Origin of the sequence: Gimesia sp., assembly GCF_040219335.1 — a bacterium.
Lineage (GTDB): Bacteria > Planctomycetota > Planctomycetia > Planctomycetales > Planctomycetaceae > Gimesia.
Genome location: NZ_JAVJSQ010000025.1, coordinates 17,856 through 36,503 on the forward strand (window position 1 = coordinate 17,856; position 18,648 = coordinate 36,503).

Annotated in this window: 8 protein-coding genes and 1 pseudogene; 7 read left to right on the plus strand and 2 right to left on the minus strand. The window is 53.0% G+C overall.

Going from position 1 to position 18,648, the window contains the following annotated elements; translation table 11 throughout:
* The first annotated feature begins 10 nt into the window (after window positions 1-10).
* Complete coding sequence (locus tag RID21_RS19650) at window positions 11-7,180, plus strand: Ig-like domain-containing protein (RefSeq protein WP_350191802.1); 7,170 nt, start codon at window positions 11-13, stop codon at window positions 7,178-7,180.
* The gene (locus RID21_RS19655) at window positions 7,180-9,006 is read left to right on the plus strand and encodes a diguanylate cyclase (RefSeq protein WP_350191804.1); all 1,827 of its coding nucleotides are present in this window, start codon (window positions 7,180-7,182) and stop codon (window positions 9,004-9,006) included. The genes RID21_RS19650 and RID21_RS19655 overlap by 1 nt, the downstream gene beginning before the upstream one ends.
* Here the strand turns inward: RID21_RS19655 and RID21_RS19660 are convergent.
* On the minus strand, window positions 9,003-13,613 hold the full coding sequence (locus RID21_RS19660; protein ID WP_350191806.1) for a hypothetical protein: 4,611 nt from the start codon (window positions 13,611-13,613) through the stop codon (window positions 9,003-9,005). The two genes, RID21_RS19655 and RID21_RS19660, sit on opposite strands and share 4 nt — an antisense overlap.
* A 774-nt stretch (window positions 13,614-14,387) precedes the next feature.
* On the opposite strand from RID21_RS19660, the gene RID21_RS19665 reads away from it, so the two are divergent.
* From RID21_RS19665 to RID21_RS19685, 5 genes and pseudogenes are all read left to right on the plus strand, one after another.
* Window positions 14,388-15,242 carry an immunity 49 family protein gene (locus RID21_RS19665; protein ID WP_350191808.1) on the plus strand — a complete coding sequence of 285 codons (855 nt, stop codon included), beginning with the start codon at window positions 14,388-14,390 and terminating at the stop codon, window positions 15,240-15,242.
* Window positions 15,243-15,293: 51 nt separating this feature from the next.
* On the plus strand, window positions 15,294-16,154 hold the full coding sequence (locus RID21_RS19670; protein WP_350191810.1) for a c-type cytochrome: 861 nt from the start codon (window positions 15,294-15,296) through the stop codon (window positions 16,152-16,154).
* A gap of 104 nt (window positions 16,155-16,258) precedes the next feature.
* The gene (locus RID21_RS19675) at window positions 16,259-16,939 is read left to right on the plus strand and encodes a transposase (protein WP_350191812.1); all 681 of its coding nucleotides are present in this window, start codon (window positions 16,259-16,261) and stop codon (window positions 16,937-16,939) included.
* Window positions 16,940-16,959: 20 nt separating this feature from the next.
* A pseudogene (locus RID21_RS19680) lies at window positions 16,960-17,334 on the plus strand (transposase); the annotation flags it as partial.
* Window positions 17,335-17,531: 197 nt separating this feature from the next.
* Window positions 17,532-18,047 (plus strand): hypothetical protein, encoded by a 516-nt coding sequence (locus RID21_RS19685; protein ID WP_350191814.1) that lies wholly within the window; start codon window positions 17,532-17,534, stop codon window positions 18,045-18,047.
* Between the two features lie 229 nt (window positions 18,048-18,276).
* On the opposite strand, the gene RID21_RS19690 is transcribed toward RID21_RS19685, so the two are convergent.
* Window positions 18,277-18,570: a hypothetical protein gene (locus RID21_RS19690; protein ID WP_350191816.1), complete on the minus strand. Its 294-nt coding sequence runs from the start codon at window positions 18,568-18,570 to the stop codon at window positions 18,277-18,279.
* Window positions 18,571-18,648: the final 78 nt, after the last annotated feature.

Here is an 18,648-nt window from a genome sequence, read left to right on the forward strand (position 1 = left end):
AGGCGGCGTTGTGGAGGCATTCCAGCTCGAAGAGCTGCTGATGCTGAGTGCGGTTCCCTTGCCTGTGGATGTGATCGATCCGAGCCTGACCGCGGATGCGGATGCCAGTGCTACAACTGGTGTCAGTCCCGCCCCATCCGTTGATGGGGCTGAAACGATGCAGGTCGCAGATGTGCCTGCAGAAGAATCGTCCACTCTGAGTGACTCTGTCGATGACCTGCTGCAGGAGTTCGGGCTGTCCGATGCGTTTGACGAGGCAAATCGCGATCTGGAACTCGTATTTATCGATGATTCGACCGACCATTACCAGCAGCTGATTGATGACCTGCTGGCCCAGAATGACGAGCAGTGTCAACTCGAAATCATTCTGCTGGACAGTGAGCAGGACGGGATTCTGCAGATCAGTGAAGCATTACAAAATTATTCTGAAGTCGATGCGATCCATTTTGTTTCGCATGGAACGCCGCAGTCGGTCAAACTGGGGGCGACCTGGTTGAGCCTGGAGAATCTTGATCGCTTCTCGGAAGCCATAACCGGCTGGAGTGAGTCGTTCTCTGCAGGAACCGATCTGCTGTTTTATGGATGTGACCTGGCAGCCACCGCTTCCGGTCAGGAACTGCTGAGACAGATTCAGGAACTGACGGGAGCCGACATCGCCGCGAGTTCAGATGATACGGGTGCGGCCAGCCTGGGTGGAGACTGGGATCTGGAGTATGAACTGGGGGATCTGGAGACCGACGTGGTGTTCTCATCCCTGGTACAGAATGAATGGCTGGGTCTGCTGGCAACGGAGACGGTGCGTGACCAGTTCGGCAGTCAGTCTTATGGCAATAATGACGGTACCCAGCACTGGAATGGTAACTGGGTGGAGTATGATAACTCGGGAGGCACTCAGAGCGCCAGTACAGGTGATGTCAGAATTACCGGTGGTGAACTGCGGATGGTGGGCGACAGCGGTGCCGAGAACAGTGTGACCCGAGAAGTCGATCTTTCCACGGCTCACGATGCCACTCTCTCTTTCGATGCGGTTTCCAGTGGAACAGAAGCTGGTGACACTTTCTCGGTCCAGATTTCCGATAATGGGGGTAGTTCCTGGACCGTGCTGGATACTCTGACGGATTTTAACGGAGCCTATAGCCGGGATATTTCGTCCTATATGGCAGCAGATACACAGATCCGTATCCAGATCGAATCTGGCTATGATGGCGGTCTGCTGGGGATCCTGTTTGTCGAGTATTTATACATTGACAATGTGCAGGTGAGTTACACGGTCAACGAAGCACCGGAAATCACTTCTGATGGTGGCGGAGCAGCGGCGGTGGTGAATGTGGCCGAGAATTCGACTGCTGTGACGACCGTGACCGCGACCGATGGGAACCTGGATACACCGAGCTATGCGATATCGGGTGGCGCAGATGCAGCTCGTTTCACGATCGATGACGTCACGGGGGAACTCGCCTTTATCTCTGCTCCCGATTATGAGAGTCCCACCGACAACAACACCGACAACATTTATGAAGTGATTTTCGAGGCCAGCGACGGGTTTGGCGGTAGTGATACGCAGACGATTCTGGTGACCGTGACTCCCGTGAACGAGACACCCGCCGCAGCAAATAATACGGTGACCACCAGCGAGGACACGCCTTATACGTTTACCGCAGCCGACTTCAATTTCAGTGATATCGACGGCGATACCCTGGCGAGCGTGCGCATCACGGCTCTGGAGACGGTTGGGGCACTGCAACTGTCAGGTGTGGATGTAACGCTGAACCAGGTGGTCAGCCGGACCGACATTGATGCAGGCAATCTCAGATTTAGCCCGGTCACAAATGCCAGTGGCTCGGGGTACGACAGCTTTGGGTTCACTGTCAACGATGGGGCACTGGAATCCTCACCCTCGAACACCATGACTGTGGATGTGACCGCGGTTAACGATGCACCGACGGCTGCTGACAATACGGTGACCACCAGCGAGGATACGCCTTACACGTTCGCCGCAGCCGACTTTAATTATAGCGACATCGAAGGGAGTCCCCTGGCGAGTGTCCGGATTACCGCTCTGGAGATTGTGGGATCTCTGCAATTGTCGGGTGTGGATGTGACATTGAACCAAGTGATCAGCCGGGCTGACATCGATGCGGGCAATCTCACGTTTTCACCAGTGGCGAATGCCAGTGGCACCGGTTACGACAGCTTTAGCTTCACTGTGAACGATTGGACGCTGGATTCTGCTCCCTCCAATACGATGACCGTCGATGTCACTCCGGTAAATGATGCTCCAACGGCTGCTGACAATACTGTGAGCACCAGTGAGGATACCACCTTTACATTCTCGGCGGTCGATTTTAATTTCAGTGACATCGAGGGAGATTCGCTGGCGAGCGTGCAGATTACTTCGCTGGAAACAGTGGGGGCTTTGCAACTCTCGGGCGTGGATGTGACGCTGAATCAGGTGATCAGCCGGGCGGACATTGATGCGGGCAATCTCACATATACCCCGGTCGCAAATGCCAACGGGGCCGGTTATGCCAGCTTCGGATTTTCCGTGAATGACGGGACTGCGGACTCGGTTTCCTCGTATGCCATGACGGTTGACGTCACGCCTGTGAATGATGCCCCCACAGCGGCGGATAACACGGTGACGACAAATGAAGATACCGCGTATGTCTTTACGTTCGCTGATTTTAATTTCAGCGACATTGATGGCGATACACTGGCAAGTGTCAGAATCACAACCCTGGAAACCCTGGGAGACTTACAGCTTTCGGGTGTGGATGTGACGCTGAATCAAGTGGTCAGTCGGGCTGACATCGATGCGGGCAATCTGACGTTTACGCCAGCGACGAATGCGAGTGGCGCGAGCTACGACAGTTTTGGATTCACAGTCAATGACGGGACGGCGGATTCAGTCGCTGCCTTTACGCTGACGGTCGATGTGAACGTGGTTAACGATGCTCCGACGGCAGCAGATAACACGGTCACCACCAATGAAGATACGCCCTACGTCTTCAATGCGGCTGATTTTAATTTCAATGACATCGACGGGGATCCACTGGCGAGTGTGAGAATCACATCGCTGGAGTCGGTGGGTGCGTTACAACTTTCTGGTGTTGATGTGACATTGAATCAGGTGATCAGCCGGGCGGATATTGATGCGGGGAACCTGACGTTTACGCCGGTGGCGAATGCCAGTGGCGCGGCGTATGACAGTTTTACTTTCACAGTGAATGATGGCACCATTGATTCTGCTGGCGGATATACGCTGACGGTGGATGTGACTCCTGTGAACGACGCTCCGACGGGGGCTGACAATACGGTTACCACCGGTGAAAATACAGTCTACACCTTCACGGCGGCTGATTTTGGCTTCGGAGATATTGATGGAGATGCTCTGACGAGCGTGCAGATCACATCACTGGAAACAGTGGGGGCCTTACAGCTTGCAGGCGTTGATGTGACATTGAACCAGATTCTCAGTAAGGCAGATCTGGACGCCGGGAATCTGACGTTTACTCCGGTGGCGGATACAAGCGGTGCCGCTTACGACAATTTTGGGTTCACTGTTAATGATGGCACGGTCAATTCGGTGGCCACATATACGATGACTGTTGATATCACACCCGATCCGGGCAATATGATTCTGGATCAGTTCGGGACTCAGTCATACAGTAACAATGATGGGACCGTGAACTGGAGTAGCAGCTGGGTCGAAAACGACAGTTCCGGCGGTGCTCAGAGCCCGAGCAATGGTGATGTGCGGGTGATGGGAGGCACGCTGCGGATGGTTGGTGAGAGCGGTGCAGACAACAGTGCAACGCGCGAAGCCGATCTGTCGATGGCTCACGATGCGACCCTGTCGTTCGATGCTCTTTCTTCAGGAACCGAATCCAATGACTCTTTCTCGGTACAGATCTCGGATAACGGCGGGAGTTCCTGGACGGTGCTCGATGTACTGACCGACTTTACGGGCAGCTACAGTCGGGACATCTCTGCCTGGACAGCCGCTGACACGCAGATCCGCATTCAGATCGACAGTGGATATGACGGCGGCCTGCTGGGGATCCTGTTTGTCGAGTATTTGTATGTCGATAATGTGCAGATCAGTTATACGATTAACAGTCCGCCTGTGATCACCTCTGACGATGGGGGACCGGCGGCGGTCGCGAATGTCGCTGAAAATACAACCGCGGTGACCACGGTGGCTGCCAGTGATCCGGATCTGGATTCCATCAACTATTCCATCAGTGGCGGAACGGACGCGGCGCTGTTTACGATCGATAATCTGACAGGTGAGCTGGCCTTTATCAGTCCGCCTGACTACGAGAGCCCTGTCGACGCGAATACTGACAATGTGTATGAAGTGACTATCGCGGCGAACGACGGTTATGGCGGTTCCGATTCTCAGACCATGCTGATTACGGTGACGCCGGTAAATGAGCCGCCGACAGCTGCCGACAATACGGTGACGACGGCCGAGGAGACGGCTTACACGTTCACCGCTGCGGACTTCAACTTTATTGATGGGGACGGCGATAGCCTGGCGAGTGTGACGATCACGTCCCTGGAGTCGGTGGGCACACTGCAGTTGTCAGGCGTAGATGTGAGCTTGAACCTGGTGATTTCGCGAGCGGACATCGACGCCGGCAATCTGACATTTATGCCGGGTCTGAATGCCAGCGGTACCAGTTACGATAGCTTCGGGTATTCCGTCAACGATGGGACGTTTGAGTCGACCGGAACCTATACGCTGTCCGTCGACGTGACGCCGGTCAATGATGCACCGACTTCGTCAGACAATACCGTGACGACCAGTGAGGATGTGCCTTATGTGTTTTCCGCCGCTGATTTCAACTTCAGTGACATTGATGGGGATTCGCTGGCCAGCGTGCGGATCACGGCGCTGGAGACCGTGGGAACGTTACAACTTTCAGGCGTGAATGTGACGCTGAACCAGGTGATCAGTCGGGCCGACATTGATGCAGGTAACCTGACGTTTACGCCGGTCGCGAATGCCAGTGGGACCGGTTATGACAGCTTCGGTTTCAGTGTCGGCGATGGTACGCTTTACTCGTCGCCCGCGAGTACCATGACGATCAACGTGAATGCGGTTAACGACGCCCCCACGGCGGCCGATAATACGGTGACGACCAGCGAAGACACGCCCTATATCTTCACGGCTGCTGATTTCAACTTCAGCGATGTGGATGGGGACTCGCTGACCAGTGTCAGGATTACCTCTCTGGTGACGTCAGGAGCGTTACAGCTGTCGGGCGTCGATGTAACATTGAATCAGGCGATCAGCCGGGCGGATATCGATGCGGGAAACCTTATGTTGGTTCCAGCGGCGAATGCAAATGGAACGAGTTATGCCAGTTTTACGTTCACTGTGAGTGATGGGGCACTGGAATCGACTCCGGGAAATGTACTGACAGTCGATGTGACGCCGGTTAATGATGCACCGACGGCTTCTGACAACACGGTGACAACCAGCGAGGATACTGCTTACGTCTTTACTGCTGCTGATTTCAATTTCAGCGACATCGACGGCGATTCTCTGGCCAGTGTCAGAATCAGTGCCCTGGCTACTTTGGGAACGCTGCAGTTGTCGGGCCTGGATGTGACACTCAACCAGATGATTAGCCGGGCCGACATTGATGCAGGGAATCTCACGTTTGTGCCGGTGCCTGATGCCAACGGCGTGGGGTATGCCAGCTTCGGGTTTGTGGTCAGTGATGGTGCGCTGGAAGTGTCAGTTCCAGGTTCGATGACGGTGAATGTGACTGCAGTGAATGATGCACCGACGGCTCTGGATAACACAGTCACTACCGATGAAGATACGCCTTACACTTTCACTGCAGCAGACTTCAATTTCAGTGACATCGATGGAGATCCCCTGGTGGGGATTCGAATCAGTACCCTGCCAGCGGTAGGCATCTTGCAGCTGTCCGGTCTGGATGTGACTCTGGGGCAGATCATCAGCCGCGCGGACATTGATGCCGGTGAATTGACCTACGTACCTGTGGAGAACGGAAATGGTGTGGCTTATGCCAGCTTCGATTATGTGGTGAGTGATGGCAGTCTGGAAGCATTAACTTCGAGCACGATGACTGTTGATGTAACGGCGGTCAACGACGCACCGGTGATCACTTCCAGCGGAGGGGGGCTGAGTGCGACCCTGCGGCTTTCCGGAGTGCTGTCGACGGTTGCTACCATTGAAGCGACCGATGTCGAACTGGGGCTTCAGATACTGACCTTCTCAGTCAGTGGGGGGCTGAATGCGGACCTGTTTAACATTGATGCGAATACAGGCGAACTGTCGTTTGCAGCGTCTGCAGAGCTCGATTCGCCTCTGGGGGGAAATGTCTTTGAAGTGGAAGTGCAGGTCAGTGATGACCTGGGAGGAACCGCAACACAGTTACTGACGGTGATCGTGGATCAGGTGAATCAGCTCTTCCCTTCCGATCCGGATCAGCCGGACGATCCGGGCAATTCCGATGATCCCAGTCAGCCTGATCCATCCGATGATACTACGGACACAGGGGGAGCGGGAGACGGCCTGGGCAGCGGTACCGGGAATGAAGATATCATCTTTTCTGAACTCCCTGCAGGAGAGGGGGATCTGTTCACAGAACGAGGCCGGGAGACACAAGTTGATAACAGTGCATTTTTCTGTATTGGCTCTCCTCTCGATACCAGTACACCGGGCGGCATTCTGCCCGACTTTTCTGTTGTGACTTCGACCAGCAATCTGGTCACGGACTTTGGTTATGAAGCCGGGGGCTGGCATACGACGCGGATGGCACTGCTACAGGCATCCTTCGATCCAGTGACACACAGGCTGGAAGTCAATACGGCAAGTGTGGTCTATTCTGAACTGGTGAGTACCCGCTACGAGGATATTCAGGAACAGGTAAACCTGACGACTGACTCAGAGGAGCGACTGATCAGTGCCGCGGCGGTGGTCACGACGACGGTTTCATCCGGGTTGTTGATCTGGCTCTTACAGGGGGGGTATCTGATGGCGGGGCTGGCCAGCAGTCTGCCGACCTGGCGATTTATGGATCCGATTGCGGTGCTTGACCAGTTTGGTGAGGATTGCGAAGAGGAGGGAGATTCTCTGCAGAGTATTATCGAGCAGGCCGAAGCCTCCGCTCCCGTTAACGAAAGTGAGTTGCTCTAATGCGTGTTTCAGTCACTTTTCGAATTGTCACAGGACTGGTCATACTCACGCTGAGTACGATGCTGATCGCCTGCAGCCTGAATCTGGCTCCGAACCTGTCGCGCGTGCAGATGGAAGAGCGGGCCCGCTATTGTGAGGCACTGGCAGTCAGCAGTTCGCTGTTTCTGACCCAGGACAATTCTGAAGCACTTCAAGACTACCTCGAGGCAGTCGTCAAGCAGAATCCCGAAATCGGCAGTGCCGTCCTCAGCAAGCAGGATGGAGAAGTCTTTCTGCACGCAGGTCCGATAGTCAATCTGGCCGATGCTGATCTCGCCAGCAAATTCAATCAGGTTCGCATCGAACTGCGGGAGCAGAATCTGCCCTGGGGACAACTGGAGATTTATTATCCGATTCAACACGGGAGCCTGCTGTCATTGTGGCACAGACCGATGACGCGATATATCGTGTTTGTGATTGGTTGCTGTTTTCTACTGTTCGCTCTCTTTCTGCGGAAAACACTGCAGTCGTTGAACCCGTCCCGGGTGATTCCGGGACGGGTACAGGATGCGTTGGATACGCTGGCCGGCGGCCTGTTGATTCTGGACACGAAAGAACAGATTGTTCTCGCAAACAAAACGATAGCGCGTGCACTGCGGACCACACCCGAACAGCTGCAGGGACAGCCGGTTGGCAAACTGCCGTGGATGATTCAGAGCGAGACTGAGGCTGAATCGGAAAATATACTACCCTGGACGCGCGTCTTAACAGATGGGGAGACCCATAAGGGGATTACACTGTCACTGGAAAGCAATACGACTATTGCTGACTGTTTTGTAGTCAGTTGTGCACCGGTGCTGGATGATGAAGGCAGATCGCGGGGAGTACTGGTCAGTTTTGAAGATGTGACCGAACTGGAGAAAAAGAAATCGGAGTTACGCGAGATGCTGCAGGCACTGCACGAATCGCGAGAAGAAATTCAGCAGAAAAATCAGGAGCTGGAATACCTGGCGACGCGCGATCCGCTGACATCCTGCCTGAATCGACGTTCGTTCTACGAACAGATGGAAACCCTCTGGGCAGAAGCACAAGAGCAGGGAACACCATTGGGATGCGTAGTACTGGATATCGATCATTTCAAGTCGATCAATGACAACCATGGGCACTCAACCGGTGACCTGGTATTGAAAGGAATTGGTGCGACGCTGATGGAACTGGTCACGGCGCCGGGGGTACTCTGCCGTTATGGGGGAGAAGAGTTCTGTATTCTCCTGCCGGGACATGACATCGATCAGACCGCCCAGGTGGCCGAGGAGTACCGCCGGGCAGTCGAGTGTCTTGAATTTGAAGAACTGAAAGTGACCTCCAGTTTTGGTGCGACTGCCGTCAGCCTGGGGGCGGAGAACGCCCAGGACCTGCTGGACGAAGCCGACAAGTGCCTGTACGCCGCCAAACGGGGCGGGCGAAACCAGGTTTCGCGGTGGGACCTCGTTCCCCGGGATATGGACTTCAGCGAACCAGTTGCGCGGGAACCAGCGCCTATTGTAGAGGAGCCTGCTGCGCAAGAACCCGCGATTTCTTCGGAAGTAGCGTTGCGGCTGGGCCTGATCATGGACGGACTGGGACAGATGATTGACAGGCAGGACTTTGACGGTCTCGCGAAGCTGGCAGATGAGGTTCACACGCTGGCAGCCGCGCAGAACTTGTCTGAAGTGGCTGCAGCGGCCGGCCAGTTACGGGATGCAGCGACGACCGTGAATGTGGTTGAGGCGATCTATCTGACCAACCAGCTCATGGAGCAGTGTCGGGAATATCAGTCACAGCACATTGAAACCGTTGCGGATTAGAACGGGCTGAGTTCCGTTTCTGCCTGCAGGGAGGCGAAATACAGGTCGGCATCCTGTTCCCATTCGGTCAGTTTACGGACTCCCGGTTGGAGCGTGCTTTCCAGCAGACCCTGTTCCTGATGTTCGTATCCCAACAGGTGCAGGAGCTCGTGGCGGATGACTGTCCAGAGATCGACCTGTCCGTCTGCATCGCTGTCCGGCAGAGCGACTAAGGATAAGTCGTCTGTTTGCTGAAATTCACTATGATCACGAGGTGTCGGATCGATGAACCAGCCCTGACCTGCGGCGGTGGAGTCGAGGTAGATCGTATTCTCGGCTGCACGTCCCAGCACAGATCCCTGGAGATCAACGACCTGGACCTTGATCGCGTCCAGTTGCAACTGATCTTCTGGTGAAAGTTGAGATGTGAGATCTGTTTTGGCCGTGTGCAATACCTCTTCCGCTGTGGTCTGAGTTAAGGGAGTGGGATTCTGTGATGCAGGAACAGCTGCGGCAAGTGTCAACTGATTGTTCCACGCGTCCGGATAATTGAGGGGATAAATGATCGCGGGCGATTCAAGTTTGCGTTTGCCGTAATTGCTGGCGAACAGGAGCAAGTCTTTGAATTCAACACGATCGTTCTGATTCAGATCTGCGAACCAGGCATAGTCGGATTGCGACTGGCTGGGCGTCTCACCATAGACACTGGCGAACAGGAGCAAGTCTTTGAACGTTATGGCATCATCGTCATTGAGGTCATAAGGATTCGCCCAGATACTGGTTATCTGCAGCGGGCTGTCGGTGATGGTGACGGGTAAACCAGAGACGAGGCCGACTTCTGCAGAGGTAAAAGCGAGCTCCAGGTCATGAGGACCGATCTGCTGCTGGTCCAGATCCAGGTCGACACCATCATTGGCCAGCGATTCAAACCTGATCCGGGCAAAGAGCAGGTGCTCGGAAACTCCCAGATCGGTCTGAGCTGTCTCTGCAGACAGACCGGTGATGCTCCCGGAGGCATCGTCAATGGTGCCGCTCTGATTCAGGGAAAAGGCAGGCCCGAACTCGATAGCGGTTGCCGTCGTATAGGCACTCTGATAGTTCAGGTCGAGACTCGTGGAGAAGATGCCCTGGCTGAAATTGTCATTCGTATTCACCCAGAGTTCCACCCAGAACGAGGACCATTCCAGGACGTCTGACTGGTGATCAGGTAAATTAGAGGCGGTGCCATTCGCGTTGATGTCTGTCGGGGAGTTGACAACCTGCAGGTTGATTTCAGCAGATACTGATTCTCCAGAGTAGTCAACAAAGACACTGAAAGTGCGCTGAAAGAATCCATTATCCTCCTGGGTATCCAGATCACCATCAAGTCCACCATCTTCGACAGTTACGGTGATGATGGCGACACCAGTTTGGTCTGCTACAGGTGTGAACGTCAGGCTGCCTGTTTCCGCAGGCGAGTTATAAATTACGGTCGGATCGGGAATCAGTGCCGGGTGATTGCTGGTCGCACTAACCCGCCTGGGGTTCGTTGCCGCACCACCTGCTGTGATGCCTGTAAGGTTAACTGTCTGTTGAGCTGCATTTTTATCGATACTGAGATCAGAGATTTCATCGATGCTGGTTTGAACCAGTCCCGTTCCCTGCGATCCCGCATAGACCTTTCCCTGATCCGAATAAGAAATGTAGAACGCATTATTGACTGCATCCAGTACGATCTGGGGAAGCTCGGTCCTCGAATTCTGACCCGAGACGCTGTTATTTGCAGAGAGAGGACCGTTGAGTCCGGTGGTTCCATTGCCAAAGGTCACTGCTGCGAGGTTGTAGTTCGCCCCCGCATCCCATCCAGGGCTGGTCACCAGAAAATTACTGTTGTCGAGAATTGTCAGTTCATAGGTTCCTTCAGGATCGTTGATGCCGAGGTAATCATAATGAGACGATCCCACAAGACTGTTATTGGCTGAGATAACGCCACTGGTGCCTGTTGACCCATTGCCTAATGTAATCGCTCCTGCGTCCTGAATGGTGCCGTTATCCCAGTAGCTGGCCATTACAACGTAGTTTCCGTTTGGGAGAGCGTGCACACTGTTAAAACCCGAGAAGCTGATGTCTCCGACAAGGTCACCTATCTGAGCACCAATCAGACTGTTTTCAGAGGAGACTGGTCCCTGGACCCCGGTAGTGCCGTTGCCGAAAGTGACTGCACCTGCATTTGCCTCTAAACCAACCGACCAGTTCCGTGAACTGACGACGTAATTTCCATTGGTTAGAGGGATGACTCCGGTAAAGCCCTCATAATTCGTCCCGCCTACAGAGTCGTCGCCAGAGGTGCCGACCAGGCTGTTGTTTACCGAGATCGTTCCTGTAATACCGGTGCTGCCATTAGCAAACGTGACGGCACCGGCAGCATAAGCGATGCCGTACTCTCCGTTCGGGTTGTTCCAGAAGGGACTGGTGATGACATAATTGCCGTTGGTAAGCACCGTAACTCCGGAATATCCCAGTCGGTCATTATCTATTGTTCCGATCAGGCTGTTCGCAGCTGAAATCACTCCGGTTACACCCGTGGTTCCATCACCGAACGTGACTGCACCCGCGTTGTAGAGATCACCGTTATCCCAGGAGGGGCTGGTGAGAACATAGTTACCATTGGGCAGGGCCGTGACGGCAGAAGTCTGCTCAAAATCCATACTTCCGAGTTCATCATCTGCGCTGGTACCAACAAGACTGTTGGATGCATTAATGACACCGCTGGTTCCACTGATGCCGTTTCCAAAAGTGAATGCGCCTGCATCCTGATAGGAGCCATTGTCCCAGTTTGGACTGCTGACAACATAGTTACCGTTCGAAAGCGGCGTCACGGCAGAGATCCCTCGTGAATTGGTAAATCCCAGGCTGTCATCACTGGTGGAACCGACGAGACTGTTGGCAGAAGAGATTACGCCACTGGTGCCTGTGGTGCCGTTACCAAAGGTGACAGCACCTGCGTCGCTCAAATCATCATTATCCCAGAACGGGCTGCTGACGACGTAATTGCCGTTAGTCAACGTGGTAACGAACGAGAGTCCATAGTAATCAAATAACCCGACCTGGTCGTCGCTGGAGGAGCCCACCAGACTGTTGGCTGCGGAGAGGACTCCTGTGACGCCAGTCGTTCCATTACCGAACGTGACGGCACCCGCATCGGTTGCGGAGCCATGATCCCAGTCAGGGCTGCTGATTACAAAATTTCCGTTGCTGAGTTCGGTAATACTACGCATGCCCCCCCGGGACCAGCCGCCAATTTCGTCATTTGTTGAAGAACCTACCAGGCTGTTGGTTGAGGAAATCACTCCGCTGATGCCTGCTGTTCCACTGGCGAAGGTGACTGCTCCTGCATTCAGGACCGAACCGTTGTCCCAGTAGGGACTGGAGACAATATAGTTTCCGTTGGATAAGACTGTGATGCTTGTTTCAGTACTGACACGGTAGACAGATTCAATACTGCCTACATGGTCCGAGATCGATGATCCGACCAGACTGTTATTGACGGACACAATGCCTGTGGTACCCGAATTGCCGTTACCAAATGTGACAGCGCCAGCCTGTATTACGGTTCCATTATTCCAATAGGGACTACTCACGACATAATTGCCATTCGGGAGCACGGTCACCCCCGAATTACCGAGAAACATACCGCCCACATAGTCATTTGTCTGTGAGCCCACCAGGCTGTTTGAGGATGAGATGATCCCAGTGACTCCGGTGGATTGACTGCCCCAGGTTACTGCACCGACATCAGTTGTTCGCTGGACGAAGCCTCCCTCTCGGATGCTGCGCTGGTCCCAGTTGGGGGCGCTGACCACATAGTTTCCGTTATCGAGGAGAGTTACTCCGGTACGGCCTACGGCATCAAAACTGGTGGTGCCGATCAGACTGTTACTGGCCGTGATGGAACCTGTTACCCCTGTGTGTCCATTCCCAAATGTAACAGCGCCGGCATCCTGTTCAGCGGCATTGTCCCAGTTAGGGCTGCTGACGACATAGTTCCCGTTCGGGAGGGCGGTTACAGCAGGGATGTCTTCCCTATAGTTGATGCGCCCCAGATAATCATTGTAGTAGCTTCCCACCAGACTGTTCGAAGAGGAAACCGTTCCGCTGATCCCGGTATTTCCGTTTCCAAAGGTAACCGCTCCTGCATCGTCCCAGGAGCCGTTGTCCCAGTAGGGACTGCAGATGACAAAATTGCCTGTCGCGAGGGCCGTCACTCCACTCAAACCGAGGCGATCGTCTTCAGTCGAGCCGATGAGGGTACTGATCAGGTTGCCCGTTGATCCATCGAACAGATATACCGCGCCGGCATCTTCTCCCCCTGTATCGTCCCAGGGAGCTGTGATCACGACATTGCCGGTGCTGAGGGGGACAACCGAGTCACCAAAGCCATTGTCTGCGCTCGGATTGGGGTCGATGAATTCAGCAAAGGCGGCTGTGAGCAGCCTACGGTCTTCGAGGGATTCGACCAAACAGGCTGCGGGTTGTCTGCGCTGGGTGGCTGCCCGGGCTGCGCGTCGTCGTTTCTGTTTGGCCTGTCGTTGGAGCAGTTCCGGAATGAAACGCAGTGCAGCACAGGTGAAGTTGGATTTGAGTTTCATCAGTAAGCCCTCTCAGTTCCAGATTCGTTCGCTGACAGACCCTCTGTCAGTGAATAGATCACCTTTGAGAGGGCGAACCCGACGCGGTATCGCAGGAAAAAAGTAGAATATCGACAACCTGTAATTGTTTAGATTGTGGATGTTTTTAAGTGTTTGTCAGTAAGTGGGTTATGGCGACGTGTCTGTTTCGCTGAAAGTGATCCCTGAAAGGAATTCCGGGGCTGTTGGGAATGCTGCAGATGACACTGATACGCTGAGGGTGATTTAAGCAAAGGAGCACTTTCTGAACCACATATCATCTTTGAGTATTTTCTGCATGAGTATACCGGTTCAAAAGCAGAGAAATTGATTTTCCGACTGATAGAAATTTTGTATCCTTATCTTCAGGAATGAAGAGAGTACAAGGGGGCAGGTCTTCTTTGTTTTATATGGGGCTCTTTTAGACATGTTGTATGCTGAGAACCAAGCGAATCTGTTCTGCCGAGGAAGTATTTCATTTACAGAACCGGTCAGTTGCGCGACTGACACTGTTTGAAAATCGTAAGACTCTGCGATGGTCAGAAAATGCATCATTCGCGTCATGCCGTTTGGCGATGAAACATGGACCAGCATCACGGCCGTTCGTCTTTCCCTTGAAAGCACCACACCTCACCGTGGTTGTCCCCGGCTCAAAAAATAGTGATGTTCCCTCTATTTGTTCAAAGCTGGGACGCCAATTGGGACCAAAGGTGGAGTCCCAACACTGAAGAACTTCAAATTTGATGAGTTTTCACTATGATTGATGAATCTAAAATGCATAATTCCCCCCCTGATTATGATTGGAGTCGGATCGAAGAAAGGTATGCCGATGCCTGTGAAGACTTGCCTTATTTTCTCGACGGAGCGAGATCCGACCCAAAGAACCTTTCTCTTTTAATTTCAACTGCAATGGATGTTGCTTGTTGCGGTACGGCGCTGAAGGTAGAAAATATGCTGGTACTCCAGGCCCTGCGACTCGCTGGCCAAGCCTCTGCTGCAATATTTTTCTCTGCATCTTCAGACATATTACCAGTAAAAGTACCGCTTGGCGAAGACCGACCTTGTGCGATAGAAGCACGTCCTGACGAAAGTACCGTACACGCCTTTCGCTGGGTGCGTGGTTTTTTTCTGAATGCCATTTGCCGAGAGTACGATCTCATCGATAGCATGTGTCGAACTCCGACGGAATTACTTAGACAGTCTTCTACTAAAGATCCTGAGTATCGGTATCTTTTCGTAGATGCTCTCAGAGCATTTTGGACAGGAGAATTGCAAAGTGGCAAAATCGTTCTCTCTGCATTAGAAGCAGCGGACCCAGAGCGGAGTGATGTTCACTCTGCTGATTGGACTTTGCACATTGATGTGCCACTGTTGCAACTGCTTTTCCATGTAAACAGCAACGACGATGATTTTACAGAGCAGTTTCCCAAAGCAGTAGCGCTTTTTCAACAGTATTGGTTATCGAGTGAAGAACGATCTAAGAATTGGGAGAGACTCCTCGCCATCGAATTAACTGGAATTGCAGCACTAGCACATGATCGGCATATGGCACTTCACATCGACTCCGAATGTGTTTCTAACGAGCTTGTGTTCTGTCATAAACGCACATGAAAAGAGTCCTGACCCCTTTATGGTCTCCTTTATGGTCTCCTGGTGTTCGGGATGACTCCCAAACCGCCTGATCTGGCTGAGATAGTGCCTCACAAGGGGCCTGCTGAACTGTACTACGTCATCAAGCATGGCATCAAGATGACAGCGATGCCGGCGTGGCCCAATCTGAAACGCGAAGATGAAATCTGGTCCGTGGTGGCGTTCCTGCAGAAGTATCCGGAGCTCTCGCTGGCTGAGTACGAGCAACTGGTGTGGGGAGAACATAACAAGCAGAGTGGTCAGTCCATCGCTTCCGCAGAGGGAGAAAACCTGCCGGTGCCGCACACCGTGATTGAAGTCTGCGCGGGCTGTCACGGACTGGACGGTCAGGGGCGGGGCCTGGGGGCATTCCCCCGTCTGGCCGGACAGAACGCTGCTTACCTGGAAGAATCGCTCAAGGCCTATCGCGGGGGGAAGCGGCATAGTGGAACGATGCAGATCGTCGCGGGGCCGTTACTGGACGATGAGATTCAGGAAGTCTCCCATTTCTATGCACGGCTGCAGCCTGCCGATCCTGTCGAGCGTACTGAACCAGGACGGAATTCAGCTGATATTTCTCCCGAGGAATGGAATGCGGCCGTGGAACGGGGAGCAAAAATCGCAGCGGAAGGGATTCCTGATCAGGGAGTGGGGGCGTGTGCCGACTGTCACCCGACAACACGTCAGTCGTTTGAGAATTCCTATCCGACATTGATCGGTCAGACTCCGGATTCCCTGATGCGGCAGTTGGAACTGTTTCAGCAGCGGAAACGTGGGGGAACAAAAACGGCGAATCTGATGCACGCCGTCGTCGATGGATTGCAGCCGGAGCAGATTCAGGCAGTGAGCTTCTATTACGCACAGCTGTCTGCACAGAAATTCCGAAAGAACTGAGCGGGATCAGTCACTCAGAGCTGGATGCAGAACGCGAGGCGCATAAAAAGGGGTCAGGACTCTATTCTGTTTTTATTCTCACTGGTTTCTGCTAGACTTTGAGTATGCCCAGAGCCAAACGAATTTGTCCTGCCGGTGAGGTGTTTCATGTACTGAACCGGTCTGTTGCGCGGCTGACTCTGTTTGAGAAGCCGGACGATTATGCTGCGTTCATGCGAGTCGTCGAGGAAACGTGGCAGAAGAATCCGCTGCCGATCTTTGCGATGTCCGTGATGCCCAACCACTGGCACTTTGTCGTGCGACCTACCACGGATACCCAGTTAACGGACTTCTTCCGGCGGCTCACCGTCACTCACACGATGCGCTGGCACGCTCATTACGCGACGGGCGGCACCGGGCATCTCTATCAGGGACGCTTCAAATCGTTTCCGATTCAATCGGACGACCATTTACTAACCGTCATGCGTTATGTCGAACGCAACCCATTGCGGGCGAATCTGGTCCAGCAGGCAGAGGAGTGGGAGTACGGCTCCGCCTGGACCCGGCAACAAAAACAAGACAAGCCGGAATGGTTGGCGACACTCAAGAATCCGCAGTTGCCACGGAACTGGCGGTCACTGGTCAACAACCCCCAGACCGACGCCGAGCTGGCGGCCCTGCGAAAATGCATCGTCCGCGGCACACCTTTCGGCAACGAAAAATGGACCAGCAACACTGTCCAAAGGCTATCACTGGAAAGCACCACCCGCCCCCGGGGTAGACCACGCACCAGAAAAGAGTCCTGACCCCTTTATGGCTCCTGGAACCGCATCAGAAGCGCACCCGCTATGGCGGCAAAAGCACGGGGCCGAACTGTGATGGCGTGTTGCGGATCGCGACCAATCTGCTGGACGTTCCCGCGGAGATCATTGCATTGATGTATCGTTATCGCTGGACCATTGAAATCTTCTTCCGTTTCTTCAAGCACATACTGGGCTGTCGCCATCTGTTGAACAGGTCGCAAAACGGCATCGAAATTCAGACTTACTGTGCGATCATCGCCAGCATGCTGATCAGTCTGTGGACCGGACGCAAGCCGACCTTGAGAACCTATGAAATGATCTGCTGGTATTTCACCGGCATGTGCGACGAAGAAGAACTGTTGTCGCACATTTCCCGATTGCAAAAACAGAACGATTGAACGCGGGTCGCCAGTACGTCTCGTCTGCTTTACTTCACGCTGCGCCGATTTATCTGAGAACAAGTACTCGTAATACCACTCCGCAGATTTTACAATCACTCAAGACCCTGATCCTGAAATCAGCCGCCGTGAGCAACCGCCGGGCCGAACAGGATTGGACCTGACCCCTTTATTTATCCACAAATGAGAGGTAAACCATGCTAACAAAAAGATTAGTTTTCTCAATCTATTGTCTAATTTGTATTATTAGTACTGCGATAGCAACAGCGTGTATCAATAGTAGCAATAAACCATTCTCCAAAAGGGGGGATCCAGTATTAGACAACTCGGATGTGATTTGGCATGGAACTTTTTTCGGTCTGGAACCACAAATTTCAGAGCGAGCTGACCGGTATTTGAAAGATATTACAAGGGATGATGAAAAATGGCTTTTGAAAAATCTGATGAATAAAGATCGTTTTGCGATCTGTCATGTCATACTGGTATTTCATTGGGGCCCTCCCTTCGAGGTTACAGATAATTACCCTTTATGGTATGGAATGTCAGTTCAATTAGAGTCTTCCAAGAAGACAAAATATAAAATTGAGTATAAAACAACTGAGAGAGAAAAGTTATATGAGATATGGGCAAAAGCTTTGGGAGATCCAAAATCAAGATTAAGGTATGGCAAAGTCGGGCCAATAGATGACCCTTTCAAGGGAAAAAGTGATTGAGAAAACATAGTGATCACTGCGACATGTATTTCTATATCTGATGAGATATTTTGAATGCTGTTAGAGAACGGGCGACTACAATCTATGACAATGATGGACACAAAGCCGGCTAGTTTATTCCTGTAAGGGATAGGTCTACCCCCTTCGACAATGAAAAATGGACCAGCAATACAACCGTTCGTCTTTCCCTGAAAAGCACCACACGTCCCCGTGGTAATCCCCGACAGCTTTAAAGCTTTCCGCTACGGCGTCTGCGGTAGATGATGTATACCGTGATGAACGTGACAACGCAGACTGCTTTTAGGATGAACAGTGGAAGGGGTTGATACCAGGCGCGGGTCGAGACTTCGATCAGATCGGAGACTCCGAACAGCGCGAATGCGATGCTGCAGGTGATGGCTAGATCTCTGTTTTGCTGCAGCCGAGGCAGCCGGACGAGAAACAGACACGCAATCGAAATCCAGAGAATTGCTTCAGCCAGATTGAGTATCTGATCCAGTTCCAGTGATTGCATAAAGCTCATCCGAAGTCTGATTCCCGTTGCTGTGAGTTACCGGTTCTTCAATTTCCGGTATGGCCCCTACGCAGAGGCATTGATTCA